Here is a 23,649-nt window from a genome sequence, read left to right as displayed (position 1 = left end):
CTCGGTTAAAATCGCCGAAGCAGGCCACAGCATCCGTTATGCACGAACTGTCCCTCCTATGGAGCGTGCGGGAAACGCTCGAAGAGCAAGCGCTGGAACACAAATTCAGCAAGGTCACCCAAGTCACCTTGGAAATAGGCCGGTTAGCCTGCGTAGAAACGGCCGCCCTTCGATTCTGTTTCGATACCGTCATGAAAGATTCGCTGGCGGAAAATGCCGAGCTGGTGATTTTGGAAATCCAGGGCGCGGGGATTTGCCGGCAGTGCGGCGAACGCTCGGAAATGGAATCGCTCTACAGCCCCTGCACGCATTGCGGCAGCCTGCGTGTTGAACTTGTCCAAGGGATCGACATGAAAATCAAGGACCTAATCGTTATTTAAAGACTCCGAGAAAGCCATCGGGTGTTTATTCGGATCAAGCCAGAGCCTTTCGAACTCATCCGCCGGAAGCGGGGGCGAGAAATAGTAACCTTGAAACTCGTCGCAGCCGTGTGCTTTAAGCACAGCCAATTGGGATTCGTTTTCCACCCCTTCGGCAACCACCGTCATATTCAGGCTATGCCCTAAAGCGATGATGGTTTTGATGAATATCGCCTCGCTCGAAGTCGGGTCGCCGGTATAGGCCTGAACGAACGAGCGGTCTATTTTGAGCACTTGGAGAGGCAATTTTTGCAAATAGGACAAAGACGAATAACCCGTCCCGAAATCGTCCATCGCGATGCGAATGCCGCGGTTGCGGATTTGGCATAATCGTTCGCACGCCTTATCGATGTCATGCATGATCAGGCTCTCGGTGACTTCCAGCTCGATCCATTCGGGACTCGTTCCGGTTTCTGTCAGTATGCGGTCCAGAATCGAAATAAAGTCGTCATCCAGCAATTGCCGCGGAGAGAGATTGACAGCAATCCTGAACCCCGCAATTTTGTCTTTCCATGCTTTGGCTTGAAGGCAGGCCATTCTAAGTATCCAGGCCCCCAGCGGAATAATCAGTCCCGTTTCCTCTGCAACAGAAATAAAACGATCCGGAGGCATCATTCCGAAACCGGGCCGTTTCCAGCGAATTAATGCTTCCGCACCGGCAATACGTTCAAGGGAGCCTCCCACCTTAAGCTGGTAATGCAGCTGAAAATCTTCCTGCTCGATCGCCAGCCTCAGCGCATTCTCCAATAGCAATCTTTGGTGCGCCGCTTCATTCATACCCGCTTCGAAATATTGAAATTGTCCGCGTCCTTTGGCTTTGGAAGCGTACATGGCGGTATCCGCATGCTTGGTCAAAGTATGGAAATCATTGCCGTCATCCGGAAACACGGCAATACCGATGCTGGTGCTGACATGTATGGCATGTTCGGCAATCTCTATCGGCTTTTGCACCTCGTCGTTCAAACGCTGGGCCAGCTCTGTCGAATCGGCGATTCCTATCAGGCCGGGAAGAATGATGGTGAACTCATCTCCCCCCAAACGCGAGATCGTATCCGACTCCCTCAGGCAGCGTTGTATCCGGCTGGCGATAATTTTCAGCAGATAATCGCCTACCCAGTGCCCGAGCGTATCGTTAACGTTTTTGAAATGGTCAAGATCAAGAAAAAAAACCGCCAGACGGGTATGGCTGCGCTGAGCCACCCGAATTTCATGCTCCAGCCTGTCCTTGAATAAGGCCCGGTTGGGAAGCTGAGTCAGGGCATCGTAATAGGCAAGCTGCTGAAGTTGCTGCTCTGTCTGTTTTTGCTGGCTGATATCGGCGCAAACCGCCACATAATGCATGAGCTGGTTCTGGTCGTCATAAACGGCGTTGATGCTCGCAAGCATCGGGCATAATTCACCGTTTTTTCGGCGATCCCAGATTTCGCCTCTCCAGTATCCGTGATTTAATAAGGATTGCCACAGCTGTTTGTAAAATGCCTGATCATGCATGTTCGATTTCAGCAGGCGAGTATTCTGACCCAGGACCTCGGCCCGCTCATAACCGGTAATCTCGCAGAACGCGTCATTCACCTCCTGAATGGTGCCTTGGGGATCGGTGATAAAAATCGCTTCGCTGCATTTGTCGAATACTTTGCTGCTCAGCCGTAGACGCATTTCCCGCGCTTTCAGCTCGGTAATATTCAGCGCGGTAATGACGGCGCCTTCCAATTTTCCTTGTTCCGAATGCAATACACTGCTTTTTAGCCAATAGACCGCTTGGGTATTATCGAGATGTTTGCTCAACAGTCCGTGTTCGCCGCTGTAACAGCCGTTCAGCCGAATGGTTTCCATCACGACCGAATGCACCGACCATGGCAGTATGGGGAGACAATCGGCAAGATGACGGCGATCGGCGGCAGGCAGCAAATCGTCGATGCAGCTCGCCGCCAAATCGGCCTCGGTAAACCCTAGCTCGCGCTCCACGGCTGTATTGATCCGGCGAATTCGGCCTTTTTTATCAAAGAAAAACACCAGATCGTCCATGGTATCCAGAATGCGGTTGACGAAGCGTGCAAACGCTTTCTCCTGCTCTGCCCTTTCCTTGAATTTCTGCTTTTGCTGCTCCGATTCGCTGAGCATGGCATCCATGCTGCGGGTGATGACAAGAATTTGCCTCTCCTGCTTCAAATTGGCCATCCGCAGTTGTTCGATCTCTTCGCGCATCCGTTCCAGCGCCAAGGAATGCTGGTCGCCGAAAATCGGGGCGTTTTGATCGATGGGACCTTCTTCGATCAGGATCACCACGAATCTGCCCTCGACTTTTTCCACGTGATAGCTGTGCGTGTCATTCAGCGCTTCAATGCACAGTTGGTGGCCGGGGCAGACCAGCATTCTTTCGCTGACCAATGGGCAGTGCGTCAGATTGACGCCTTGATGGGGGCAGAAAGCGGGAAAGGCCTTGAACTCGCCGAGAATCTCGAAAATCAGAATATCGACGACATGCCGATTGCCCGGCAACTGGATTCGCCCCGTCCAGCGCGGCGGATCGGCCGAAGAGATAAAAGAGGCCGATTGAACGGGAATAATTGACAATTTCGGACTATGAGGACTCATACGATAACAAGTCCCCGTATCAACTGCACCGTTTCAATGACGGCGCGCTCGGTTTTCTCCGATAAACCAATAAAGAACGGTCTGACGCTTTCTATTTCAACACCCACAATTAGAAAATCCGGCAAAGGTTTCCGGATCGTATTAAGCGCCTCCAGTAAGTAGGGAATTCCTAGGCCGTGACCGCTCAGATCCTGACTTCCTTCAGCCAGATCTTCGGGTTTTAATACATAAACTTGGCCCGGGCTCCCGAAATTGGCTAAAGCATCGACCAAAATCGCCCGGCTGCAATCTTCCAGAAAGCGGAGCGCATTGAGCCCGGCGACACCGGCGTTGAACACCTTCACATCGTTCGGCCAAACCTGACGGCACAGCGCCTCGTAAACGCGAATGCCGAATCCGTCGTCTCCGTGCAATTCGTTACCGAAGCAAACAATATGGCACATGCTCATTTTAAGGCCATACGGTGAGACGCTTGCCCGTGTCGAGAAGATGCACGGTACAGACCAGGCAGGGATCGTGGGAGCGGATGATATGGCCGATCTCTACAGGATCGTCCGAATCCTCGACCGTCAAACCGATCAAACTGCTTTCCCAATGCCCGTGCCGTCCTTCGCTGTCTTTCGGCGAAGCATTCCAAGCTGTCGGCGTGATGACCTGATAACGGCTGATGACGCCGTCCTTGACCTGCAGCCAATGCCCCAGCGCGCCGCGTGCGGCGGTAACGAGTCCGAAGCCTTCGCCGTCGGGAATTTCTTTGTCGGCAGGCGGAAAGATATGCGGAGCACCGGGATGCGCGGCCAGCTCGTGCAATAGTTGCGACATTGCCTGGAGCAGCCGCCCCGTACGGTGCAGGCGGGCGAACTGGCGCAGCCAGGCATTGCCGCCTTCGGCCCGATAGAGTGCATGAATCAGGGGTTCGCCGTCGATCAGCGCATCGGCCAGGGGCCCGGTCTGCACGACCTTGTCCCGATAGCGCGGCGCCTTGCACCAGGTATAGCGGTCGGAATGGGGCTGATAATCGGGGACGGTCTGTCCCTGAAACGGATGGCGTCCGCCCGGATAGGGAAGAAACCAGGAATAACGCACATGTTCGGTGATTTCGCTCTGATCGAACGGTTCGATACTCCCCGTATCGCCATTCAGGAAACCGGCTTTAAACAAGCGTTTGCGGTGAGGAGAGAAATTTTCCGCATCTTCCGGATCGTCGTAAGCCCCATAACTGATCATGTGGGGGGTTCCGCAACCCAAGCGGTGCAGGCCGATCTCGCGGCTCATCCGGGTCAGCAATCCTATGGCACTGTCGGCATGGGCTTCTTTCGCCTCCAGCCAGTCGAAAAATTCATCGACGGATTGGAGCGCCAGCCAGTCGTCCAGGGGCATCCCGATCACAGACTTCTCGAACCACCGCGTCACCTTGTTGAGCAGCGACAAGCTGTCGATGAGGTGGCGGCTGTTTGCCGGCGTCGTCACGCCGCCCGGCACCATGTAAGAGGAATGCGGCCATTGACCGCCGAACAGGGCGATGATTTCCAGTATATGACGCGAATACTCCAAAGCGCCGCGGTAAATTTCTCCCTGAAACGGTAAGAATGCCGCCCGCGCCTTGTCGTAAAGCGATAATCCACAATATTTGGGATGACAAAAATCGGCGGTGAAAAACAAAAAGGATTGCCTAAGGTCGCTTTGCACCGTCTCGGCCATCAGGCACAAATTGCGGATGCGAATGGCGGCAGGCGGAACCGGCAGGCGGGCGAGATGCTCCAGCGCGAGCACGGCGGCATTCAATTGCGCAGTGCCGCAAATACCGCAGATACGCGGAGTAATGACCAAAGCGTCCATGGGTTTACGGCCCAGGAGAATCTGTTCGAATCCTCTGTAGAGGGAACCGACACAGCGTGCGTCGACAATCCGGTTATCCTCCAGTTCGAGTTGGAAGTCTACATCCCCCTCGACGCGGTTCATGTCGATTTGGACGATTTTTTTCGACATACTTTAAGGATCCATCTTTTTATTCAATACCCGCAAGGGCGCCGCTTCGTGCGCCAGACTTTTGTAAGCCATATAGTTGGCTCGCTCCACATTCAACGGCAGGTGCACCGGTACCTCGCCGATTTTTTCGGTGCGGAACAAATCGTGGTCCAGGGGGAAATCGGGGGAAGTGCAGCCGAAACACGGCACACCTGCCCGGGTCTTGCTGCTGCGGCCGTTCCAAAGTTCGGTATTGCATATCGCCACTGTCATCGGCCCCTGACAGCCCAAATTGAAAAACAGGCAGCCCTTATTGCCGAACTCGGCGTCCTCAACATCGTATTCGTGATACTCGATGCGGGTGCATCCCTGATGCACCATGGTATTGAAAAAGGCCTTCGGACGATTCAAATGGTCGAGTTCGACCGGCAGCCCGGAAGCCAGCATGGCCAGCGTTTTGGTCATTGCATTGGGATGAGCGGGACACCCTGAAATATTGATAACGGGAAGCCCCTTGCGCGACCGCCATTCGATCGGCAAAAGTCCGCCGGGATTTTTCTTATCGAATTGCAGGCCGAGACAATCGGTAGGATTGGGCGGCGCGGCATGAACGCCGCCGTAAGAGGCGCAAGTGCCCATCGCCACCACGTATTCGGCTTTCTCGACCAACTCCCGGACCAGGCTCATTTTGGAGCGTCCGCGATAGGGATCGTACATGCCTGAACCGTCCGGTCCGGTTATGATGCTGCCTTCAATGCATAAAATATCCAGTGTTTGCCGATCCGCCAGGATGGCCTCGATCAAGGCATCCAGTTTTTTCATCGGCTCCGTGGATAAAGACGGTTGCCAGAGTATTTCGATGCCATACTCATCTACCAGGTCTTCCAGGGAGGGGCTGTCCGCGCAGAGCATCGACATGGTGTCCCCCCCGCAAGAGCCGGTTTGCAACCAAAGCAATGCCGTCATAAAAACTCCGATAACGCTTTAAAACTGTAATAATTTTAGTTCAATTGTTACAAAACTATTAACTATTTAAAACTACCGGTTCATTGCAGGATTTTCTTGCGTACTGGACTGCTTCAATCCCTGATCGCTTCGATCTGAATGATCACGTTGACCTCGTCGGCCAGCGCCGGCGCATATTTGTCCACGCCGAAATCGGAGCGTTTGATCGTCGCGGTCGCGTTCGCGCCGCAGACATTTTTCATCGAGATCAGATTCATTCCGCAGTGGAAGCGGTCCACGGCCAAATGCACCGGCTTGGTCACACCGTGCAGCGTAAGCTCCCCCTTGGCGCCGATTAATTGTCCTTGATTGTCGAAGATCAACTGTTTCGATTTGAACAGGATTTTCGGAAAACGCGCGACATCGAGGAAATCCTCTCCCCGCAAATGCTTTTCCAATTCCGGCAGGCCTGTGCTGATCGAGGCGGCATCGATCGCGACATCGATCGAGCCGCCGGCAGGTGATGCGGGCTCAAGCGCGATTTTGCCTTCGGTCTGATTGAAACGACCCCGCTGTATCGAAAAACCGAGGTGATCGATTTCAAAGCTCGGAAAGGTATGACGCGGATCGACAGTGTAAGTCTCGGCTCGCGCCGTTGATGTAACGGCCGATACAGCGGCGGCAAACAACGCAAATAATAAGCGGATCATAGGAATTTTCCTTCGTAAGGGCATCAATATTTGTAAATATAATTTAGCACGTTATTAAAATTTTTGATTGATTATCAACATAAAAGAAACAATGAATTAATTCAATTCCACTTGATAATTCGGCAAAAACTAATATACTAGCACCATTGCTTTAGCAAACTTCATGCCAGGTTTTTCGAATAGCCACTATTCCCGAAGGCCGGCCTCTCGCCCGCTAAGAGTTTCAGCGCAGCATATCTTCTGTTTTCAGCCTTTTTCATACACCTCCTCGAAGTGTGAAAAATTCGGAACCTCCACAGTCCGAAGCGTTTGTCTCCCGGCACCTACTACATACAGGCGCCGGGAGTATTTTTTTGCATTTTCCCCGTTGATTTTCCCGCTCACTGCACTTTCGCCATTTCCCTTTGCCAGCCCAGCACCTGTTGCCTTGCACGTTCCGCCAACTCGGCAAAGCCTTGTACCGCCCCTTGCGCATCGGGACTGATCTTGCCGCTGCGCAAAACGAACTCCCGCGTACTCATCTTCTTTTTGCCGTCGGCTGCCAACGCCTCGACCGAAAAGCGCATCAGTACAAAAGCATTCCCCGGCGCCTCGAATTGCTGCTCGAAATTCACCAGGTGAATCACCAGAGAATGGTTCGGGCCTAAGCGCCCCGAGCTGAAATACAGCCTGAGCAGGTCCGGCGGGGGCGCAATCCACTGGTCCAGGTTATAGAAACGCACCCGGGTCGGCTGATCGTAAAGCAGCCGGTAACGGATCCGGTTATCGCTCAGCCATTTCGGCGCGATGACCCGAACTTCCGCGGTTGCGGCATTTTGCGGACCGGCCGCCGGCGGCGAAAGGGGGCCAACCCCGAAATCGTGAAGCGCCGGTACCCGCCCGGTTTCCGAGCAACCCAGCAGCAGGATGCCGGCGGTATAGAGTAAGCAGTATTTTTTCATCGAGCCTCCTTATAGCCCGGTTCGCCCGGTGCGGGTTCCTGATCGGGGGGGCCGAAGATCAGCGCTTGCGGGTTATTTTCGAGCAAATTCGCAATTTTGTTCACCTGCTGTGCTGCCGACTGCAACTCGTTCATCAGCTCGTTGACTTTCGGGAGCGTAGTCTGGGTGACCTGGTCGCTCACTTCGAAACCGGTCTCGGCAAGTCGCTCGGCTTTTTGCTCCAACGCTCTGACATCCTTGCTCAAATGCTGCAAATCGCTCGCAAGCCGGTCGATATTGTCCAATGTTTTTCCGGCCCGATTACTGAGCTTCGGAGCCTCGGCCAGCGCCTTGTCCACGCTTTTTTCGAGTTGATTCAACTTATCCGAGAGACTTTTCAGATTGTTCAGGATGTCGGTGACGTTCTTTTCGTTTTCATCGCTTAGAAATACGCTGAGCCGCGCCATGATATGCTCGGCTTTTTTCAGAATGTCCTCGCCGGTGGTCATCAATCGGTCGGCCAAAGACGGTTTCAACGGTATCCGATCGGCCGAATCGCTTCCCGGCGGCAATGGTTCGCCGGGGTGTTCCGGGTCTTCGAGCTGAATCTGGGTCAGACCGGTCACCCCTTTTAGCTGCAAGGTCGCGAACACGCCTTTACTCAACACGATCTCCTTATCGACTTCGATCGGAACCAGGATCGTTCCGGAGTCGTTCGGGTCGAAATGGATATCGAGGACTTTGCCGACCGCAATGCCGCGGTAGAACACGGTCGACTCCGGATTCAGGCCGGATACCGACTGGCGAGTCGAAACATAGTAGACGTTGCGTTCGCGCTCGAAGTGGCCGATCCAATACACGACCGCGGCGGTGGCGGCCGTCAAAACGATCAGGAAGAGGCCGGTAATCAGCGCATATTTATTTTTGCCCATGCGTCGTATCCAGACTTTGAAAAACCCGCTCGGCGCGGTTGTTGTGAAAAAAACGCTCGACGAACGGATGCGGACAGCTTAACACCGATTCGAGGGGACCGAAGGCAACCAACTGGCCGTCCGCCAGTACCGCGATCCGGGTACACAAATCGCGCAGAATGTCGAGATCGTGCGTCACCATCACCACAGTAAACTTCAGATCGCGGTGCAATTCGGACAGTAGGCTGACGAAATCCTCGCTCGAAATCGGGTCGAGGCCGGAGGTCGGCTCGTCCAACAGCAGCAGGTCCGGTTCGAGTATCAGCGTACGCGCGAGCGCCACCCGCTTGGTCATGCCGCCCGATAAATCCGCCGGCTTCAGCCAGGCGTCGCGTACCGACAAGCCGACCCGGGACAGTTTCATGAACACCAGCCGCCTGATGATCTCCTCGTCGTCGAAACCGAGCTCGCGTAGCGGAAAGGCGATATTGTCGAACACATTGAGCACGCTGAACAACGCGCCTTTCTGAAACAATACCCCGCAATTGCTCTGCAGATGCCGGCCGATCTGATGCAGCGACGCTCCCATCACGAAGATTTCACCCTCGCTCGGCGCCTGCAGGCCGATGATTTCGCGCAGCAGCGTGGTCTTGCCGCTGCCGGAAGCGCCGACCAGCCCGAGGATCTCGCCGTGCGCAAGGCTTAGATTGATGTCCCTGTGCACGATTTTTTCGCCGAAGCGGGTCCAGACATGTTCGAGACGGATCGCCGAGTCCTTCATATCGGCATCCCGATGCCCATGAACAGGATCGCAAACACCGCATCGACCATGATCACGATCGTGATCGAAGAGACAACCGAATTGGTGGTTTCATTGCCCAGGCTTTCGGTGTTCGGTTTGATCCGGAAGCCGAAATGGCAGGCCACCAGCGCGATCAGAAAGCCGAATACCGCGCTTTTCAACAGGCCGATAAACACATTCAGGAGCGGCACCGCATCGGGCAGCTTCAAAAAGAATTGCATATAGCCGATATCGAGCGTGTTCTGCGCCGAAAACATCCCGCCAAGCAGCGCCGAACCGCTGGTCCACACGCCGATCAGCGGCAGCACGACCGCCAGGGCTGCGACTTTCGGCAACACCAGCCGCAGCGAATGCGAAATGCCCATCGCAGACAGCGCATCGAGCTCTTCGGTGACCCGCATGATCCCGATCTGCGCGGTCATCGCGGAACCGGAGCGTCCCGCGACCAGGATCGCTGCGAGTAAAGGTCCCAATTCGCGAATGATACTGAGCCCGAGGATGTCGATAATGTAGATTTCCGCGCCGAACAGCTTGAGCTGCAGGGCGGATAAATAACTCAGCACGATGCCGATCAAAAAACCGACCAGCGCGGTAATTCCGAGGGCGCGTACGCCCGACTCGTAAATGGTGGTCGAAATTTCGGCCCACGGCACTTGGCCCGGATGGCGCAGCAAGTAGCCCAGATCCAGCAGCAACTGGCCGAGCAACGTCACCATATCCAATGTTTGCCGGTAAAAATCGGCGATGAATCCGTAAAGAAAGAGCAATACCGCGCCGAGATCGCGTTTGGGCGGCGCAGTTTCGGAAATTTCCTGCGCCTGCCAGCGCTCCAGCATACGCAGATGTTCGGGCCGTATCGCCAGCCCCTCCGGCAACACCCGGCCCCACTCCTGCCAAAGGATCAGCGCGGCCGCATTGTCGAGCACATCGATCGTCTCCAGATCCCAGTGCAACCCGGACTTGCTTCGCGCATACTTTCTGAGTTGGCGGCGCAGCGCCGGCATCTCGCACAGATTACGCAGATTCCATTCTCCGGATAACTTGACGCCATACAGTTTTCCGTCCTGCTCGATTGCATCCAGCGCGGGCTCGCCTCTTTCACTTATGAGAAACATCGAAACGTCCGGATACAGGCGGTATGATCAAAGAAAAACGATTGCCAACCCATCATACGCTCATTGCTCGCCCCGGCCTATGCCGAACTGGCGATTTTAGATGCTCTCCGACAATCTCGAACACCGGCCTGCCGGCCGCCGGTGCCGAAACGGTCGCCCAACCGGCGACTTTATATTGTTTTCCGGCCTCGACCCGGTCACCATTGCAAAGCCGCATCGTTCCGATGCGCTTGCCCCATTCGGCTGCAGGATCGCAATCGAAGCGCATGCCGCCCGTCCTGACCATGTCGCCGCCCTGCCGATAGTAAGGATCGGGATTGAACAGATTGTCGGCCACGTCTTCCAGCATGTTTTTCAATTGTGTACCGGTCATCATGGCGGCATAGGTTTCGGGATAAGTGATCGCCGTATGATTCATCACATCTTCCATCGCGATCGTCCGGCCAGGCAATACGGCCGTACCCCAGCGGAAACCGGGCGTCAACGCGATGTCCGCGCCGTACTCGGCCAGCAGCGCATCCAGAATCAAGCCGTCGAAAGTTCCATAAAAATTATCGCGGCGGTACAGCAGCTCGCTTGCTTCGGCCAATGGCCGCCGCAAGGCAGGCATATACGGCATTCTCAAGCTATCGATCAGACTCTGCATTTCAAAATCGGGTTCCAACAATTCCGCAAAGACCGGCAGCAGGCGATAGCGTATCGCCTGCAACCGCCCGCCCGCGGCTTTCAAGTCGATCACCGCCAGAAACTTGCCGTGGCTGCCCGCGTTGGTGACCCAGGTCCTGCCTGCGGGATTCGCGACCGGGATCGGTTCGGGAACCGCATCGTGGGTATGGCCACCCAGGATCAGATCGATTCCGGCGACGCGCGAGGCCAGTTTCAGATCGACGTCCATGCCGTTGTGGGATAGCAAAATAATCGCGTCGGGCCGTTCGGTGATGCGTATCCGGTCGACGAGCGACTGCAGGCGCCGTTCCTCGATCCCGAACTGCCAGCCTTTAACGAAGCGCGGCGGGTTCGCGATCGGCGTATAAGGATAAGCCTGGCCGATCACTGCAATCCGGATTTTACCGATCTCTTTGATCAGGTAAGCCTTGAACAGCTCGTCGTTGTCCGCACCGGACTCGAAGGCCGCTTCCTCGGCCTGTGCTGCGTTTTGCGCAAGAAACACCCCCTTGAAGCGTTTCAGGTTCTCGAAAAGACGCTCTTTGCCGTAGGTAAACTCCCAATGTCCGGTCATCGCGTCGACGCCCAGCAAATTGCAGGCATCGACCATATCCTGGCCGCGCGTCCATAACGCGGTCGCCGAACCTTGCCAGCTGTCGCCGCCGTCGAGCAGCAAGGTCTTATCAGGCCCGCGCAAGTCCCTGATCGTGTTGACCAACGTCGCCAGGTGCGCGAAACCGCCCATTTTTCCATAACGGTGCGCCGCCCCGGTAAAATCCAGATGCGTGAAGGCGTAAGCCTCGCGGCTGTGCGGAAGAATGCCGAAACGGCGCAGTAACTGCTCGCCGCTCAGGTGGGGCGGCGCATTTTTGCCGGCGCCGATCCCCAGATTGACTGCCGGCTCACGGTAATACACCGGCAGCAACTGCGCATGGCAGTCGGTTATGTGCATGATCGTGATGTCGCCGAATTCCGGCTGACGGTAATAATCGCGACGCGGCACGGAACAGCCAACGGCGACGGGCGACAAAGCGAGGTATTGAAGAAAGCGGCGGCGGTTCATACCGTAGGGTACGCTGCGCGTACCGTGTTCGGGAAAACTCCCGGATAGTTTTGGAAAAGGTACGCGCAGCGTACCCTACGCGAACCGGGAAGCATAAGCGCCATATGCCCGGTAAGCCGCAACGAGGGACAACATCAAAAAAATCGTTCCGCTGATCCGGTGCAACAGCGCCAACGGAAATTTCTGCAGAATCGTGCGTCCGGCCAGAACGCCCAGCGCCGAGGTCGTGACCAGCGCCGCAGTCGACCCGATCCAGACTGGAGTTGGCAAGGACGTGCTGCTCAGCGCAACCACCGCAAGCTGCGTTTTGTCGCCGAACTCGGCAACCGTAATTAATAAAAACGTCGTAAAGAAGATGCCGTGCCCGCTTTTTTCGCGGACTTCCCCGTCTTCGTCGCCATTGACGCGCAAAGCGTGAATCCCGAATGCGCCGAATAAAAAGGCGACCGCCGCCGCGACGATGTATTCGGGCAACCAGCTTGCAATCGCGGCGCCGAATACGACCGCCAGCGTGTTCAACAGAGCGAACGCCGCGCTCGCCCCCAACAGCACCGGCCAGGCTTTGTGCCTGGAGGCCAATGTCATACAGACCAGCTGGCTTTTGTCGCCGATTTCGGCAGTGACGATCAAAGCGAAACTGGTTGCGGCGGCAATCCCGGTTTCCCGCCAGTTGCCGCTCGCCAGTAAAGCCGAAAATTTGTGCAGAAAAGTTTGTAAATAGGGTTCGACCGGAAGGCTATGGAACCAGGTAATGAAGCTGTTCAGCCAGGCGCTCAGGTGCTGCAGTAATTGTTCGGCTCTGTCCATGCAATGGATGAATTGGTAGACGGGTACGATTGAAAGCGGGATAAAAGGAGTGCCGGACGGCTTGAGCCGCCTGGCCTGATTGATGACGTCGGGGTCAACCCAACATATTGTCGAGAATCATCATGATGATGAAGCCGAACATCAGCGCAAAGGTGGCGTACCGGGAACGGTTGCTCGCGCCGCCGTGCGTTTCCGGGATGATTTCCTCGCTGATCACGAACAGCATCGCGCCGGCCGCAAACCCCATCGCCACCGGAAGAATCGGCTGGAAGACCGTCACCATCGTAATCCCGAGCAGGCCGCCGACCGGCTCGACCAGGCCGGTCAGAGTCGCAATTGCGACCGCGCGCCGTTTGTCGTAGCCCAAACCGACCAGCGGCAGCGCGACAGCCAAGCCTTCGGGAATGTTCTGCAAGGCGATCGCGATCGCCAGAACGATGCCGGTTTTCATCTCGCCGGTGCCGAAACTGACCCCAACCGACATCCCTTCCGGAAAGTTGTGAATCGTGATCGCGACAATGAACAGCCAGATTTTGCTGAAAGACGTTTTGCGCAGATCGGACACCTGATCGAAATGCACGTGCGGCAACTGGCGGTCGGCATAATGCAGAAACAGCGCACCGATCAGCATCCCGAACGAAACCAGGTAAATACCTTTGCCGGCCCAGACCGCATTGCCGAAACCGATGCCGGGAACCAGCAGCGAAAACGCGGTCGCGGCCAGCATCACCCCGGCCGCGGCGCCGAGCATGCTGTTGAACAGATTGTTTGAAATATTCCGGAAAAACAGCGCCGGCAGCGCGCCGGCGCCGGTCGCCAGTCCGGCCAGAATGCTGGCCAAGAAGCCGATCACCACGACTTTGCCGAAGATCAGGTACAAAGCGCCGAAAACGATCACCTGCGACAACAGAAACAAACCGGCAATCACAGCCCACCGCTGTAAAGACGGCAGCGCCATCAGTTTTTGGTAATAAGGGCTGGCGAGCGCCCTGGCTAATTGAGCCTCCCAAAACAGCCGCATGTTTTTAAACTTCTGATCCGCCGTTGCCATTTCTTACCCCGCCTCCGCCTGATTAAGTTCATACTGGCTGCGGATTATAACTAAATACTAATAGCAGCGGTAAGGTTATTGGAAGGATTTGAAATTCGCGGCGATCAAGTCAAATTGCCGAGACAAGCGGAAAGTGTTCGAGAACCGGCAGTGAAGCCGAGTCTAAAATTGAAGCTTTTATATATGCCCGTCTGCCGGCCATGACGAAAATAACGGTCATGGCCGGCGCTCTGTCCGAATAAGGCAGCCTGGTGCCTTAGCCGTTTTTCAGGGTCTTCTCTTCAGGCCATTATTCCTGAGTATCGTTGACTAGGTCATAGGTGATATTCGGATTGAAGCCCATCGGCCAGTAGATTGCGGCGAACGGCGGCCAGAAGATGGACACGACGCGAAATTTGGTCCGCAATTTGCCTTCCTTGATGGTTTGGCCGTTCTGTTCCAAACGGTAAGGAATCCCGCCGCCCGGCGGCATGCCGGCCGCTGTCCAGAAAAACGGCTTGGTTGTGACCTTGCCGCCGGCCGCGACCTGCACCGGCTCAGGTCTTTTATAAATGTACAACTTAGACCCTTCCGGCACTTTGAATGTCCCGGTCGTCGTACAACCGGTAAACAACATCAACGACGCCAATAGCAAACTTGTTTTTTTTATCATGCTTATTTTTCCTCGGGTTGATTCGGGATTGATTCAATCCCAGCGTTTAAAAATCAGGGAAGTGTTGATGCCTCCGAAAGCGAAGTTGTTGCTCATCACATAATCGCAGTCGAGATCGCGGACAGTACCGGTGATATAGTCCAGCTCCGCGCAGTTCGGATCGATCGTTTGCAGATTCGCGGTCGGATGAAACCAGCCTTCGTTCATCATCCGGATCGCCGCCCAAGCCTCTAACGCGCCGCATGCGCCGAGCGTATGACCGGTATAGCTTTTCATCGCGCTGATCGGCGTTTGCGCGCCGAAAACCGCCCGAGTGGCATGGCTCTCGGCGATGTCGCCGTGCTCGGTCGCGGTGCCGTGCGCGCTTATATAGCCGATCGCCGTTGGCGGCAGGCACGCATCATCGAGCGCGAGCCGCATCGCAAGCTGCATGCTGTGGCTGTCAGGCTGCGTCACATGCAGACCATCCGAATTGGTGCCATAGCCGACCACCTCGGCGTGAATCGTCGCACCGCGCGCCTTGGCGTGTCCCAGTTCTTCGAGAATCAGCGTGCCCGCGCCTTCCCCAATCACCAGTCCGTCGCGGTGCCGATCGAACGGCCGCGGCGAGGTGTCGGGCGCGTCGTTCTTCAGGCTGGTCGCATAAAGCGTATCGAACACGGCCGCCTGGCTGGCTGAAAGTTCGTCCGCGCCGCCGGCCGCCATCAGCGTCTGCCGGCCGTACTTGATCGCTTCGTAGGCGTAGCCGATGCCCTGGCTGCCCGAGGTGCAGGCGCTGGATGTCGTATAAACCCTGCCGTTGATTCCGAAGAACAGGCCGATGTTGACCGCCGCGGTATGTCCCATCATCCGGATGTAGGAAGTCGCATTCAGCCCGTCGGTCCGGTGGTTCAGCAGCATGTTGCCGAAATCCGCGATCGCGTCGAAACTGCCCGAACAGCTGCCGTAGGCGATTCCCATGCGTCCGCTTTTCAGCACCGGATCGTCGATCAATTCGGCATCCAGCAGCGCCAGTTCGGTCGCATAGGCCGCCATCAGGGCGACCCGGCCCATGCTGCGCGTCTGCTTGCGGGAATAATGGGCGGGCCGCTCGAAATCGACCGGACCTCCGAGCCGCGTATTCAGCCCCTGGTATTTGTCCCATTCGGGCATGGCGCGAATGCCGGTCGTCTGCGCCTTTAAACGCTCCGAGACAGTCTGCCAGTCATTGCCGAGCGGAGACAGCCCGGCCATCCCGGTTACAACAACGCGCTTCATCAGCACAAGCCTCCGTTGACCGCGATCACCTGGCGGGTGATGTAGGCAGCGTCTTCGGACAGCAGAAAGGCCACCGCCGCGGCGACTTCTTTCGGGTGACCGACACGGCGCGCCGGAATCATTTTTTTGATTTCGTCCAGCGGCAGTGCTTCGACCATTTCGGTTTCGATCAGGCCGGGCGCGACGCAATTGACCGTGATGTCGCGCTTGGCCAGCTCCAGCGCCAACGCCTTGGTCGCGCCGATGATGCCGGCCTTGGCGGCGCTGTAATTGACCTGGCCGCGGTTGCCGATCAGGCCGGAGACGGACGACAGGGTCACGATGCGCCCGGGACTCCGCCGCCGGACCATCGGCATGATGACAGGCTGCAGCACGTTATAGAAACTGTCGAGGTTGGTATGGATCACGCTGTCCCATTCTTCCCCGGTCAGCGACGGAAACGCATTGTCGGCGGCGATACCGGCATTGCAGACCACGCCGTAATAGGCGCCGTTCGCATCGATATCCTCGGCCAGGTGCTGGGCGCACTGCACGCGGTCGCCGACATCGAATTGCAGAATCCGGGCGCTGCGGCCCATCTCTTCGATTTCCCGCGCGACCTCCTCGGCCTGATCGCGCCGGCTGCGGCAATGCAGCACCAAATCGTAGCCCTGGGCCGCCAGATACAAGGCGATCGCCTTGCCGATGCCGCGGCTCGAGCCGGTCACTAAAACGGTCTTATTTTTCATAATGCATTATCGTATCGAGGGGCGCCTGGTAGACGTTCAGCACGGCGCTTACTTTAACATGATCGCCGGTTATCCGGCAGTCGAACACGGACAAGTGTCCGTCCTGCATGATTTTCTCAACCCGTACCGTCAGCACGGAACCGATCCGGAAGCCGGGCGCGCTGCTCTCGAAACGCCGGGTGCCGAGCAAAAAACCCAGCCTGATCGGCTCGCCCGCGCGCTTGGCATGGAGGCCGGCATACAGGCCGATCGTCTGCGCCATGTATTCGATCCCGGCCCAGGCGGGAACCGTATCGCCGCCGCCGAACAACGGGCCGGCCCGGACGGTCAGCTCGGCAGTGGCCGTCTCTTCGTCCCAGGCAAGCACTTTATCGAGCCAGATCATCCCGCCGGTATGCGGCAGCAGTTCGGCGATGTCGAACAGCGGAAAATCGTTCATGCCCGCCCAACCACGATCGAGATGTTATTGCCGCCGAACGCGAATGAATTGCTTTGGCAGGTATCTATCCGGCGCTTCAGTTCGCTGCCCGGACGCACGAGATTCAATGGGGTCAGTAGCGGATCATCCGTGTCGTCGTTGACGTTCGGAATCAGCCTGCCTTTCTCATCGTCACTGTTCAGCAGCAGCCAGCAAAAACCGAGTTCGAGCGCCGCCGCCGCGCCCAGCGTATGGCCGGTCATGCCCTTGCTCGAACCGGCCGGCACCCCGACGCCGAACAGCCCGTTGACCGCCTTGCTTTCCATGCTGTCGTTCAGCACGGTCGCGGTGCCGTGCAGATTCAGGTAATCGATCTCCTCGGGACGCTTGCCGGCATCTTCCAGAGCCAGCTGCATGGCCCGGCCCACCGCCAGCCCGTCCGGATCGGGCGCGGAAAAATGGTAGGCGTCGCTGGTGGAACCGATCCCGAGCAGCTCGACAGGACCCGGCTCGCGGCTCAACACGAACAGGCAGGCCGCCTCGCCGATGTTGATCCCGTCCCGGTGCGCGCCGAACGGCCTGCACAAGCCGCCGCTCAACGACTCCAGGGCCGCAAAACCGTTGATCGTCAGATTGCAGAGCGTATCGGCGCCGCCGACGATTACCGCATCACAGAGGCCCAGGCGCAGCAGGCGGCGCGCGGACGCGATCGCTCGTCCGCTCGAAGAACAGGCAGTCGACAAGGTATAGGCCGGTCCGCCGAGATTCAGGCAGGCCGCCAGAAAATCGGCGCTCGCCCCCATCTGCTGCTGTTTGTAATGAAAATCGGGCGGCAGGGCGCCGTTGGCCGCTTGATAGGCCAATGCCAGTTCGGTGTTCCGGACTCCGGACGTACTGGTGCCCAACACGCAACCGATACGGTCCTTCCCAAAGCGGGCGATCATTCGCTGGACCGTACCGCGAATTTGTTCCTGCGCGGCCAGCAACAGGCTGTTATTACGGCAACGGTAATACCCGAAACGGTCGCCGATTTCCGGCAGTTCGGCATCGATCCGGCCTACCGCGAACGGCCGACCGGGGCTGAACCGGTCTGTAAAGATCAGGCCCGAACGGTTTCCGGCCAACAGCCCCGCCAATACCTCCCGCTTGCCGTTACCGGCCGCGCAGAGCATGCCGACGTCATTCAGATACAACTTCATAGCTGACCGTTTGGATCGTAAGCCGGTAATGATACTGTAGGTTGAGCAGTTCGGCCGCTTTCGGCCAAGCGCCGTCGGCGCTCAAATAATGTATTTCGGTCAGAGGCTTGCCATCGTCGGATAAGCGGCGGATACCCGGACCGGCTTCCAGCTTCAAGCCTTTCGGCAACTGCTTCCGCACGCTGTCGAGCGGCCAGTAAACCAGCTGCAAATCCGCAACGATCAGTTCGGGAACGAGCGTCTCGGGAACCAGGGGATTTTTGTCCGCCTCCAGGGTCTTTCCGTCATAGGTCAAATTGAACAGGCTCAGCCCGTCCCGGGTAAGGCCGGCCATCGCGATACGCCGGCTGTCCAGTTCCAGCACGCAGAGCAGCGTTTCCTCGCTTCCCGGCCAGTGCGCGGTCAACTGCTGCACGATGCGCCGCTCCGGACCCAAAGGCGGCGCGAGCGGAAACAAAGGCTGCGGGCGCGCCCCGGCCTGCGGGGCCGCTTCAGGCAGGCTTCCGCCCTGAGGATGAATCGACGCGCAACCGGCCAAACTAATGATCAAGGCGACCAGGCTTAACTGTCGTCGCGGCATAGTTCCACGAGCGTATCCAGCCGCGAGCAGGCGTTCTTCACATAGGGGTTGTTTTCGTCCCAGGCATAACCGGCCAGGATCGAACAAATCATCGCCTTGATGCCGGGCTGTTGATTGGGATGGAAAATCACATCCTGAAAACGGCCGTCGTACCACGCATCGACAAATACCCGGAAGGTATCGACGCCGCGCTTCAACGGCCGCGCGTAATCCTGTTCCCAATCGACCGGCTCGCCCTTAAATTGCCGGTCCAGCGCAGCCGTGGTCAGCATCGCGGACTTCATCGCGATCGTCACGCCCGAGGAAAAAATCGGGTCGAGAAACTCGCCCGCGTTGCCGAGCAGCGCATAGCCCTTGCCGTAAAGGCTTTTGACGTTGGCCGAATAACCGACCAATGTATTGATCCTGTCGTCGAATACCGCGTTTTTCAAAATCCGACCGAGGCCCGCATCCTGACGGATCAATGCCTGCAGCTGCGCGCCGTAATCCTCGCCCGGCGCATAAAAGGCCCGCTCGGCCACTACGCCGACGCTGCTGCGTCCGTTGCTGAACGGAATCAGCCAGAACCAGACGTCCGGGTGTTCCGGATGCACGGTGATCCGGATTTTGTTCCGGTCGAACGCCGGATCGTCGATCCGGTCTTCGATATGCCCGAACAAGGCCTGCCTGACCGGAAACCCCGACGGGGACTCCAGATCGAGCAGGCGCGGCAGTATCCGCCCGAAACCGCTCGCATCGAGCACGAAGTCGGCCGCGTAATCGTAAAGCCGGCCGTCCGTGTCGGCGACGGTCAAATGGGCCCGGGGACCGGAAAAATCGACCGCCTTTACTTCCATCTCCCAGTGTATATCGACGCCCATCCGCGCCGCTTCGTCGGCCAGCAGCGCGTCGAAGCGGCCGCGCTGGACCTGGAAGGTCGTGCCGATGCCGGGGGTAAACTTGTCTTCGAAATCGAATTCGGTGTAATGCTCGCCGAAGGCGAACGCCGCGCCGTTCTTAAACTGAAATCCGGCATCGACAACCGCATCGAGCATCCCGGCTTCCTTGATGAACTCCATGCACTGCGGCAACAGGCTTTCGCCGATGCTGAAGCGGGGAAAACGCTGGCGCTCCAGAATGATCACCGGATAGCCTTTTTTTCTGAGCAGGGCCCCCGCGATACTGCCGGAAGGGCCTGCGCCGATGATGATGACTTTGCTTTGAGGCGGTTTGTCCATGCGGGGGATGTTCCTTGGCATGTGTAAGTGGGGAAAAGAAAATTATAATGCGGAGGTCAGGTTTTCGGAAAAAATGTCCGGTTGATAAGGCGGTTAAGCACCGCGCATCCACGGGAATCATTTGATGTATGGCCGAACGCAGTTGGACTGTCCTGCCTGTTTCCCTCATTCAATGCGGCTGCAAAAACGCCTATTGCAAATTTATCCGCCTTTCGGGATAGCGGCCTCTATCAGCTCGGCAATCGCCGCGATCGCCCCCCGGTTTTCGTTTAGAAACACCCTGGCCCGGTCCGCCAGTTCCGTCCGCTGCTCCGGGTCGGCATATAACGAAAGGATTGTCCCGATAATTTCTTCCGGAGACCGGCACTGCAGCGCCGCCTGGTGAGCCAAAACGCCCCCGGCGATCTCCTTGAAATTGGCCATGTAGGGTCCGAACATCACCGGCACGCCGGCCGCGGCCGCTTCGAGCAGATTATGGCCGCCTACCGGCACCAGGCTGCCGCCGATAAAAGCCACGTCCGCCGCCGCATACAGCATCTTGAGCTCGCCCATCGTATCGGCTATATATACATCATATACATCGGTTTCTGCCGTACAGGGACTCTCTGATGTGCGCATCACGGCTTTCAGCCCGCGTTCCTCGCACAGATTCTTGACCTCGCTGAAGCGCTCGGGATGCCGGGGCACGATCACTAACAGCAGATCAGGAATTTCCACCTTGATTTCGGGGTAAAGGTTCAGAAACGGCGCTTCCTCGTTTTTGTGCGTGCTGGCCAGGATCCAGACGAAACGGTCGCCGAAGACCGAAGCTTTGAGCCGCCTGCCTTGGGCGAGGGTCTCTTCGGCGATCTCGATATCGAACTTCATGTTGCCCATTACCCTGACCGAATCCGGCTTCGCGCCGATCTGCACAAACCGTTCCGCATCATCCGCGGTTTGCGCGGCGATCAGGCTGACGTGTTCCAGCGTCGGACGAATCAGCGATGGAATTTTCCGATAGCCGCGCGCGGATTTTTCGGACAGGCGAGCATTGATCAGGAACAGCGGAATTTGCTGTCGGCCGCATGCTGCATAAAGATTTGGCCAAATCTCGGTTTCCATGATCACCGCAAGGCGCGGTTTGAAAGCCGTCAGAAAACGCCCGATCACGAACGGCATGTCGTATGGCAGATACACATGCTCCGCCTTTCCGCCGAACACCGCCTGCACCCTGGCCGAACCGGTCGGTGTCGTGGTCGTGATCAATAGCTTCAGGCCGGGATGCCGCGTCTGCAGCAAGCGCAGCAGCGGAAACAGCGCCTCGGCCTCGCCGACCGACACCGCATGGAACCAAACAACGTTTTGGGAATAGGTTTTATCGTAAAAGCCGAAACGCTCATTCCAGCGGCGGCGGTAAGCAGGAGCTTTAAGGCTGCGCCAGAGTAAACGCAGCAAAATAAACGGCGTTAAAAGATAGAACAGGACGGTATAGAGGGAGTGCATCAAGGGCTGCTGTTTCGGCTACGGGAAGGGAATCGCTTTCCGATTGAAAATTCAAACGGTCCATTATAGCAACACCCGGAAAAAATCCGCTCCGACAGTATTACGGCAAAACGGAGTTTGTAGTTCCGTCTTCAACGTTTCAGTCATTGCCTGAACTTCGGAGAAAAGAGCCGGACGGGTTTACCAAACCCGTCCGGCGGGGTTCGTCGATTTTTTAGGAAAACAGCGTCATAACCGATCTAACAGGCTTACAACGCCTCTTCCGCCCTTGTTGAGAACATGCGTGTAAATCATCGTCGTCTGCACATCTTTGTGACCTAGCAATTCCTGCACCGTGCGAATGTCATACCCCGAATCGAGCAAATGGATCGCGAACGAATGGCGCAGCGTATGGGGCGTCGCCAATTTTGTTATGCCGCTGGCCTGCACCGCCTTTTTCATTGCCCGCTGCAATAACTTTTCGTCGATATGATGGCGGCGTTCGACACCGCTGCGCGGATCAAGCGAAAAACTGCCCGAGGAAAACAAATATTGCCAGGCCCATTCGGTCGCTGCATTGGGATATTTACGTTCCAGTGCATCCGGCAAATAAACCGAGGCCTTGCCCAAGCGGGAATCATCATCAAACAAGGCGCGGCGCTGGCATAAATGGTCTTGCAAGTGGCTCGCCAACGATTGCGGCAACATCGTGACCCGATCCTTTCCTCCCTTGCCGTCGCGGACCATAATCTCGCCGCGCTCAAAATCGACATCTTTCACCCTGAGGCGTACACACTCCATCAAGCGCATGCCCGTGCCATAAAGGAGATTTGCCATCAATCCATAGACTCCGCTCATCCGCGCCAGCACGGCGCTCACCTCGGTGCGCGTCAACACACTGGGTAAACGTTGCGGTTGCTTGGCCCGCACGATATTATCCAGCCAGGGCAAATCGATTAAAAGGACTTCTTTGTACAAAAACAGTAAAGCGGACAATGCTTGGTTTTGTGTTAAAGCCGATACATGGCCTTCCACTGCGAGATGCGTCAAAAAAGTTTCAATTTCCATCGCACCCATTTCTAACGGATGGCGTTTACCGCAAAACAAAATAAACCGCTTGATCCACTGCACGTAAAGCTTCTCGGTACCGATACTATAGTGCTTGACGCGAATCCGATCACGGACTTGATCCAGGAGCTTTGGAGGTGTACTTTTCGTTAGCATAAAGAGGTTGCTATCAATAATTGAATATTGTAGTATCCAGTTTAGCAGATTGTCAGATTGGCATTATACACCGATGATCGTAGATTAATATACACCTGTATAGGTGTCTACTTAACGTTAGAAACCGCCCCTTTTAACCCTGGAGTTTCCCTATGGTGAATTACGTTACTTGGTACAAAGACGAACCTACCTATCTTCGTTTTAAAGAAATCTGCGAGGATAAAAGTCATTTTGGCGAATCCTACGATTCGTGGGTTCGAATCGTTCAAAAGAAAATAGACGAAGCGGAGGCTTTGGGGCAAGTTCTTACCAAAGTAGCTATTGACCCAGAACAGTTCCTCAACTGGTGTAAAATCAACGGCAAACCTTTGAATGGTGCGTCCAGAGGGCTTTTCTGCTCGGTCACGGTATTCGGCGACTCGCCTAAAACCCATTAAGTCTGTTCTAAAAACTACGTGTATCCCGTTCGGTTCATCGCACAGCCGCAGGTTTTTAAGCATCTGTATTCTCCTAGTTCTAACAGTTCATTCAACGCGACGCCCAGAAGCATCGCGGCTTTGCTCGGCGTCCTTATGGGCGCCGCGTTAATTCTACGTTAGATACCGACTCTTTTAACTCTGGAGAGAAAAATGCCTTACGCTTTAGTAATTGTAGAAAAGTCTGAAAGTCGTCCTTGGTCGAGTGATATGCGTTCTCTATTGGATAGCCTACCGCAGCAGGAAGGAGTGTCCAAAATGAACGAAAGTGCCCTATTAATTGACGTTGCCACGAATCCGCTATCGCTTTGTGATCTGCTGAAGTACGCCCATAACGACAGGCTAGTTCATCATGTCTTTTTCTATGACCAAAAACCTTCATACACCACCTATAAAAATTAATTTGTGTTCTAACGAATAAGGTTAGATGGTGCGAGCGCAGCGCGCGAAGCCACCATCTGAACC

At 56.3% G+C, this 23,649-nt stretch carries 24 protein-coding genes; 3 read left to right on the top strand and 21 right to left on the bottom strand.

All coding sequences use genetic code 11. The features are described from left to right. Positions 1-38 precede the first annotated feature (38 nt). Positions 39-380 (top strand): hydrogenase maturation nickel metallochaperone HypA, encoded by a 342-nt coding sequence (gene hypA / locus JJL52_RS12115; protein ID WP_202052682.1) that lies wholly within the window; start codon positions 39-41, stop codon positions 378-380. Here hypA and JJL52_RS12110 read toward each other — a convergent pair. The 21 genes from JJL52_RS12110 to JJL52_RS12010 form a co-directional block, all read right to left on the bottom strand. Beyond that, positions 366-3,014, bottom strand: coding sequence for an EAL domain-containing protein (locus JJL52_RS12110; RefSeq protein WP_202052681.1), 2,649 nt, complete (start codon positions 3,012-3,014; stop codon positions 366-368). The two genes, hypA and JJL52_RS12110, sit on opposite strands and share 15 nt — an antisense overlap. Continuing rightward, positions 3,011-3,463, bottom strand: a complete 453-nt coding sequence (locus tag JJL52_RS12105) for a hydrogenase maturation protease (RefSeq protein ID WP_202052680.1) — start codon at positions 3,461-3,463, stop codon at positions 3,011-3,013. Before JJL52_RS12105 ends, JJL52_RS12110 begins: the two co-directional genes overlap by 4 nt. Before the next feature lies 1 nt (position 3,464). Then, positions 3,465-5,003: a nickel-dependent hydrogenase large subunit gene (locus tag JJL52_RS12100; RefSeq protein WP_202052679.1), complete on the bottom strand. Its 1,539-nt coding sequence runs from the start codon at positions 5,001-5,003 to the stop codon at positions 3,465-3,467. A 3-nt stretch (positions 5,004-5,006) separates the two neighbouring features. Continuing rightward, positions 5,007-5,948 carry an NADH-quinone oxidoreductase subunit B family protein gene (locus JJL52_RS12095; RefSeq protein ID WP_202052678.1) on the bottom strand — a complete coding sequence of 314 codons (942 nt, stop codon included), beginning with the start codon at positions 5,946-5,948 and terminating at the stop codon, positions 5,007-5,009. A gap of 113 nt (positions 5,949-6,061) precedes the next feature. After that, a complete protein-coding gene (locus tag JJL52_RS12090) occupies positions 6,062-6,637 on the bottom strand; it encodes a YceI family protein (RefSeq protein ID WP_202052677.1) in 576 nt (191 codons plus the stop codon). Between the two features lie 380 nt (positions 6,638-7,017). Continuing rightward, the gene (locus JJL52_RS12085) at positions 7,018-7,578 is read right to left on the bottom strand and encodes an ABC-type transport auxiliary lipoprotein family protein (RefSeq protein WP_202052676.1); all 561 of its coding nucleotides are present in this window, start codon (positions 7,576-7,578) and stop codon (positions 7,018-7,020) included. Next, positions 7,575-8,489 (bottom strand): MlaD family protein, encoded by a 915-nt coding sequence (locus tag JJL52_RS12080; RefSeq protein WP_202052675.1) that lies wholly within the window; start codon positions 8,487-8,489, stop codon positions 7,575-7,577. Before JJL52_RS12080 ends, JJL52_RS12085 begins: the two co-directional genes overlap by 4 nt. Further along, a complete protein-coding gene (locus JJL52_RS12075) occupies positions 8,476-9,249 on the bottom strand; it encodes an ABC transporter ATP-binding protein (protein ID WP_202052674.1) in 774 nt (257 codons plus the stop codon). The genes JJL52_RS12080 and JJL52_RS12075 overlap by 14 nt, the downstream gene beginning before the upstream one ends. Further along, complete coding sequence (locus JJL52_RS12070; RefSeq protein WP_202052673.1) at positions 9,246-10,385, bottom strand: MlaE family ABC transporter permease; 1,140 nt, start codon at positions 10,383-10,385, stop codon at positions 9,246-9,248. The genes JJL52_RS12075 and JJL52_RS12070 overlap by 4 nt, the downstream gene beginning before the upstream one ends. Positions 10,386-10,437: 52 nt before the next feature. After that, positions 10,438-12,114, bottom strand: a complete 1,677-nt coding sequence (gene soxB, locus JJL52_RS12065; protein ID WP_202052672.1) for a thiosulfohydrolase SoxB — start codon at positions 12,112-12,114, stop codon at positions 10,438-10,440. Between the two features lie 75 nt (positions 12,115-12,189). After that, complete coding sequence (locus JJL52_RS12060; RefSeq protein ID WP_202052671.1) at positions 12,190-12,921, bottom strand: TMEM165/GDT1 family protein; 732 nt, start codon at positions 12,919-12,921, stop codon at positions 12,190-12,192. A 94-nt stretch (positions 12,922-13,015) separates the two neighbouring features. Further along, complete coding sequence (locus JJL52_RS12055; protein WP_436231522.1) at positions 13,016-13,942, bottom strand: ZIP family metal transporter; 927 nt, start codon at positions 13,940-13,942, stop codon at positions 13,016-13,018. Positions 13,943-14,261: 319 nt separating this feature from the next. Then, positions 14,262-14,624, bottom strand: coding sequence for a hypothetical protein (locus JJL52_RS12050; protein WP_202052669.1), 363 nt, complete (start codon positions 14,622-14,624; stop codon positions 14,262-14,264). 33 nt (positions 14,625-14,657) lie between these two features. After that, positions 14,658-15,881 (bottom strand): beta-ketoacyl-ACP synthase, encoded by a 1,224-nt coding sequence (locus JJL52_RS12045; protein WP_202052668.1) that lies wholly within the window; start codon positions 15,879-15,881, stop codon positions 14,658-14,660. After that, positions 15,881-16,609 carry a 3-oxoacyl-ACP reductase FabG gene (gene fabG, locus JJL52_RS12040; RefSeq protein WP_202052667.1) on the bottom strand — a complete coding sequence of 243 codons (729 nt, stop codon included), beginning with the start codon at positions 16,607-16,609 and terminating at the stop codon, positions 15,881-15,883. The genes JJL52_RS12045 and fabG overlap by 1 nt, the downstream gene beginning before the upstream one ends. Next, complete coding sequence (locus JJL52_RS12035; protein ID WP_202052666.1) at positions 16,599-17,048, bottom strand: hotdog family protein; 450 nt, start codon at positions 17,046-17,048, stop codon at positions 16,599-16,601. The genes fabG and JJL52_RS12035 overlap by 11 nt, the downstream gene beginning before the upstream one ends. After that, a complete protein-coding gene (locus JJL52_RS12030) occupies positions 17,045-18,226 on the bottom strand; it encodes a beta-ketoacyl-[acyl-carrier-protein] synthase family protein (RefSeq protein WP_202052665.1) in 1,182 nt (393 codons plus the stop codon). The genes JJL52_RS12035 and JJL52_RS12030 overlap by 4 nt, the downstream gene beginning before the upstream one ends. Beyond that, positions 18,207-18,806: a DUF3261 domain-containing protein gene (locus JJL52_RS12025; protein ID WP_202052664.1), complete on the bottom strand. Its 600-nt coding sequence runs from the start codon at positions 18,804-18,806 to the stop codon at positions 18,207-18,209. The genes JJL52_RS12030 and JJL52_RS12025 overlap by 20 nt, the downstream gene beginning before the upstream one ends. Continuing rightward, positions 18,788-20,023 (bottom strand): NAD(P)/FAD-dependent oxidoreductase, encoded by a 1,236-nt coding sequence (locus tag JJL52_RS12020; protein WP_202052663.1) that lies wholly within the window; start codon positions 20,021-20,023, stop codon positions 18,788-18,790. The genes JJL52_RS12025 and JJL52_RS12020 overlap by 19 nt, the downstream gene beginning before the upstream one ends. A gap of 201 nt (positions 20,024-20,224) precedes the next feature. Beyond that, entirely contained in the window at positions 20,225-21,505 is a 1,281-nt protein-coding gene (gene waaA / locus JJL52_RS12015) for a lipid IV(A) 3-deoxy-D-manno-octulosonic acid transferase (RefSeq protein ID WP_202052662.1), read from the bottom strand. Between the two features lie 228 nt (positions 21,506-21,733). After that, positions 21,734-22,708, bottom strand: coding sequence for an integron integrase (locus JJL52_RS12010; RefSeq protein WP_202052661.1), 975 nt, complete (start codon positions 22,706-22,708; stop codon positions 21,734-21,736). A gap of 152 nt (positions 22,709-22,860) precedes the next feature. Here JJL52_RS12010 and JJL52_RS12005 point away from each other — a divergent pair, with 152 nt between their 5' ends. Continuing rightward, entirely contained in the window at positions 22,861-23,145 is a 285-nt protein-coding gene (locus tag JJL52_RS12005) for a hypothetical protein (RefSeq protein WP_202052660.1), read from the top strand. A 192-nt stretch (positions 23,146-23,337) separates the two neighbouring features. Beyond that, positions 23,338-23,586: a hypothetical protein gene (locus tag JJL52_RS12000; protein ID WP_202052659.1), complete on the top strand. Its 249-nt coding sequence runs from the start codon at positions 23,338-23,340 to the stop codon at positions 23,584-23,586. Positions 23,587-23,649 lie beyond the last annotated feature (63 nt).

The organism is Candidatus Methylomicrobium oryzae (assembly GCF_016745425.1).
GTDB lineage: Bacteria > Pseudomonadota > Gammaproteobacteria > Methylococcales > Methylomonadaceae > Methylomicrobium > Methylomicrobium oryzae.
This window is presented reverse-complemented; position numbering and strand designations above follow the sequence as displayed.

What these genes read in the sequence shown, in the direction of transcription:
- hypA (WP_202052682.1), top strand. Translation starts at nt 39, where the DNA reads ATGCACGAACTGTCCCTCCTATGGAGCGTGCGGGAAACGCTCGAAGAG.
- JJL52_RS12110 (WP_202052681.1), bottom strand. Translation starts at nt 3,014, where the DNA reads ATGAGTCCTCATAGTCCGAAATTGTCAATTATTCCCGTTCAATCGGCC.
- JJL52_RS12105 (WP_202052680.1), bottom strand. Translation starts at nt 3,463, where the DNA reads ATGAGCATGTGCCATATTGTTTGCTTCGGTAACGAATTGCACGGAGAC.
- JJL52_RS12100 (WP_202052679.1), bottom strand. Translation starts at nt 5,003, where the DNA reads ATGTCGAAAAAAATCGTCCAAATCGACATGAACCGCGTCGAGGGGGAT.
- JJL52_RS12095 (WP_202052678.1), bottom strand. Translation starts at nt 5,948, where the DNA reads ATGACGGCATTGCTTTGGTTGCAAACCGGCTCTTGCGGGGGGGACACC.
- JJL52_RS12090 (WP_202052677.1), bottom strand. Translation starts at nt 6,637, where the DNA reads ATGATCCGCTTATTATTTGCGTTGTTTGCCGCCGCTGTATCGGCCGTT.
- JJL52_RS12085 (WP_202052676.1), bottom strand. Translation starts at nt 7,578, where the DNA reads ATGAAAAAATACTGCTTACTCTATACCGCCGGCATCCTGCTGCTGGGT.
- JJL52_RS12080 (WP_202052675.1), bottom strand. Translation starts at nt 8,489, where the DNA reads ATGGGCAAAAATAAATATGCGCTGATTACCGGCCTCTTCCTGATCGTT.
- JJL52_RS12075 (WP_202052674.1), bottom strand. Translation starts at nt 9,249, where the DNA reads ATGAAGGACTCGGCGATCCGTCTCGAACATGTCTGGACCCGCTTCGGC.
- JJL52_RS12070 (WP_202052673.1), bottom strand. Translation starts at nt 10,385, where the DNA reads ATGTTTCTCATAAGTGAAAGAGGCGAGCCCGCGCTGGATGCAATCGAG.
- soxB (WP_202052672.1), bottom strand. Translation starts at nt 12,114, where the DNA reads ATGAACCGCCGCCGCTTTCTTCAATACCTCGCTTTGTCGCCCGTCGCC.
- JJL52_RS12060 (WP_202052671.1), bottom strand. Translation starts at nt 12,921, where the DNA reads ATGGACAGAGCCGAACAATTACTGCAGCACCTGAGCGCCTGGCTGAAC.
- JJL52_RS12055 (WP_436231522.1), bottom strand. Translation starts at nt 13,942, where the DNA reads ATGCGGCTGTTTTGGGAGGCTCAATTAGCCAGGGCGCTCGCCAGCCCT.
- JJL52_RS12050 (WP_202052669.1), bottom strand. Translation starts at nt 14,624, where the DNA reads ATGATAAAAAAAACAAGTTTGCTATTGGCGTCGTTGATGTTGTTTACC.
- JJL52_RS12045 (WP_202052668.1), bottom strand. Translation starts at nt 15,881, where the DNA reads ATGAAGCGCGTTGTTGTAACCGGGATGGCCGGGCTGTCTCCGCTCGGC.
- fabG (WP_202052667.1), bottom strand. Translation starts at nt 16,609, where the DNA reads ATGAAAAATAAGACCGTTTTAGTGACCGGCTCGAGCCGCGGCATCGGC.
- JJL52_RS12035 (WP_202052666.1), bottom strand. Translation starts at nt 17,048, where the DNA reads ATGAACGATTTTCCGCTGTTCGACATCGCCGAACTGCTGCCGCATACC.
- JJL52_RS12030 (WP_202052665.1), bottom strand. Translation starts at nt 18,226, where the DNA reads ATGAAGTTGTATCTGAATGACGTCGGCATGCTCTGCGCGGCCGGTAAC.
- JJL52_RS12025 (WP_202052664.1), bottom strand. Translation starts at nt 18,806, where the DNA reads ATGCCGCGACGACAGTTAAGCCTGGTCGCCTTGATCATTAGTTTGGCC.
- JJL52_RS12020 (WP_202052663.1), bottom strand. Translation starts at nt 20,023, where the DNA reads ATGGACAAACCGCCTCAAAGCAAAGTCATCATCATCGGCGCAGGCCCT.
- waaA (WP_202052662.1), bottom strand. Translation starts at nt 21,505, where the DNA reads ATGCACTCCCTCTATACCGTCCTGTTCTATCTTTTAACGCCGTTTATT.
- JJL52_RS12010 (WP_202052661.1), bottom strand. Translation starts at nt 22,708, where the DNA reads ATGCTAACGAAAAGTACACCTCCAAAGCTCCTGGATCAAGTCCGTGAT.
- JJL52_RS12005 (WP_202052660.1), top strand. Translation starts at nt 22,861, where the DNA reads ATGGTGAATTACGTTACTTGGTACAAAGACGAACCTACCTATCTTCGT.
- JJL52_RS12000 (WP_202052659.1), top strand. Translation starts at nt 23,338, where the DNA reads ATGCCTTACGCTTTAGTAATTGTAGAAAAGTCTGAAAGTCGTCCTTGG.